The sequence below is a fragment of the Anaerorhabdus sp. genome, assembly GCF_036641015.1.
Taxonomy (GTDB): Bacteria; Bacillota_I; Bacilli_A; order Erysipelotrichales; family Erysipelotrichaceae; genus Anaerorhabdus.
This window is the reverse complement of the sequence record NZ_JAVWFO010000010.1, coordinates 37,526-39,998: the sequence shown is the minus strand read 5'-3', so window position 1 is coordinate 39,998 and position 2,473 is coordinate 37,526. Positions and strand designations below refer to the sequence as shown.

Below are 2,473 nucleotides of genomic sequence, written 5' to 3'. Positions count from 1 at the left end.
AAGTTTCATCACGAAAATTCATACTATCTTCTCTACGAAGTAGTTTGTTTTCCATTTCTTGAATTTCTGATTTACGCTCTTTCAACTCTTTTTCAGCAATCAACTTAAGTTCATAGACTTGTTGTTTGCCATCCAAAGCAGCTTGTCTTAACATGTTTTCTGCTTTGTTTGAAGACTCTTCAATTAGCATTTTCGCTTTTTGTTTTTCTCGATTTAAACCTAATTTACTTACAATTACCATTACGATAATTCCAAGTATTACCCCTATAACACCAGACAAAATGGATGAAATGTTAAATTCAAACATAATATTCCTCCATTATTTTTTAAAACTGAAGTAAAACTTCATATTTATTATATCTATAAAAGCACTTTTTCACAAGTTAAACCGTACTAAAGCGCTATCATTTTACTAAAACAAATAGAAAGAAGGTCATCAGACCTTCTTTCTATATACATCATATTTACTAATTAAACTGAATAAAACACCATATAACGTATCTGGATCAATTGGTTTAGTTAGATAGTAATTCATTCCAGCAGCAAGTGAATTATCCTTGTCCGTGTCAAAGATATTAGCTGAAACTGCAACAATAGGAATAGCTTTTGAATCAGTACGACCTAGACTACGTATTAACCTAGTAGCAGTTAACCCATCACAAATAGGCATTTTTATATCCATAATAATCGCATCATAGTAATCTTCCATTGATTTAGTAAACATCTCTACTGCTTCATGTCCATTTGTAGCAGTATCAACTAAGTAATTTCTAGTCTCTAGAATACGTTTAGCCACTTTAGTATTCAATTCATTATCTTCAACCAATAATATTCTTCTATTTTTAATAAAACAAGCTTCATCCGTATGAGCTAATTCTATTTCCTTTTCAAAAGCCTTATTTGAAGCTATATCATATTCTAATTGAATAATAAAAGTCGTTCCCAATCCTAATTTACTCTCAACTTGAATAGTTCCATTATTTAAATCAACTAAACTTTTTGCAATACTTAAACCAAGACCTGTACCAGTTAATCCATATTGCGTAGCATTTTCTTGACAAAAAGGAGTAAATATTTTAGGTAAAAATTCGTTGGACATTCCAATTCCATTATCTTTAATAGTTAATTCAACTTGTACTTTTGTTTCAGTTATTACTGTTTCTTCAAGTATAAAATCGATATCACCATTTTCATATGAAAACTTTATTGCATTCGATAATATATTCATTATCATTTGTTGAAAACGTAGTGGATCAACTAACAATAATCTATCTTCACTCATATTTGTCTTAAATCTTAAGTTAATACCCTTAGACTCTATTTCTAGATCCAATATTTTCTCACACTCATTCACAACTGAAATCAAACTAGTGGGTACTTTCTTTAGGGTTAACATACCACTTTCAAATTTAGACATATCCAAAATATCATTTACAAGCAAAACCAAATATTTACTAGATTTTTTAATATCTTCTAAACATTCTTCTAACTCTTCTGGATTATCCTTTTCACTAATCGCTGCTTGCGATAAATTTACTATTGCATTCATTGGAGTTCTAATTTCATGTGACATCTGTGATAAGAAATCACTTTTTGTTTTATTAGCTAATTCTATTGATCTTAGCTCTATTTGATTTCTAGCTTGCTGTTTCTTGTTTCTTGACATTAATATTGCCAATAATAAACTTAATATCGCTAACACCCCTATTACAATTAAAGGAAGACGATAAGGATAAATGTAGTTAAGTAACGTGATATTAGTATTAGCATGATTATTATGTGTCAATATAAACAACTTAACATCTTCTTCAGTTACACTTGGGATAGTTTTATTTATAACATTAATTAATGTATCATTACCCTTTAACGCTACTAAATCAGCCGTTAGTGTTTGCGTATAATATGTTTTAACTTCAATATCATTGAAATAGGGATTCTTAAATTCATAATTAAAAACAAATGAGTTTAACAATGCAAACTCAACTCTATCTTTCATTAACTCACTTAAGCAATCATATGTAGAGTTATAAGTAAGAAAGTTCATATCGCTAAGATCTTCATCAAAACTTTGATTAATTTCATTTTTATGAAATGGAATCGCCACATTTAGCTTTTCATCCATATTAAGAATTCTATTTTTTTTACTCACCACCACATAGTCTGATGAAAGTATGGGTTTGCTATGGATCATATGCCAATCTTGATAGGAACTTGTTAAACTAACAGCTAGGTCCAAATTACTAAGCACGATATTTTGTTCAGTAGTTAAAGAACTATCAAGTTCAACATATTCAAATTCTAAACCAGATGTTTCAGCTATCATATCTAAAATATCTACTAATATACCACGTGCACTTTCCCCAATCCATCCACTTAATGGAAAGTTATTACCATATAAACCTATTTTTATTTTCTTGGCATGTTCAATATAAGCAACATCTTCATATGTAAAACTAGGTTCATACTTTATACC

At 29.2% G+C, this 2,473-nt stretch carries 2 protein-coding genes; both read right to left on the bottom strand.

Features of this window, described 5'->3' with window-relative positions:
* On the bottom strand, nt 1–307 hold a 307-nt coding region (locus RR430_RS02870), incomplete at its 3' end, for an Rnase Y domain-containing protein (RefSeq protein ID WP_332508609.1).
* Between the two features lie 129 nt (nt 308–436).
* Nucleotides 437–2,473 (bottom strand): ATP-binding protein (locus RR430_RS02865; RefSeq protein ID WP_332508608.1); only part of this gene is annotated, 2,037 nt, incomplete at its 5' end.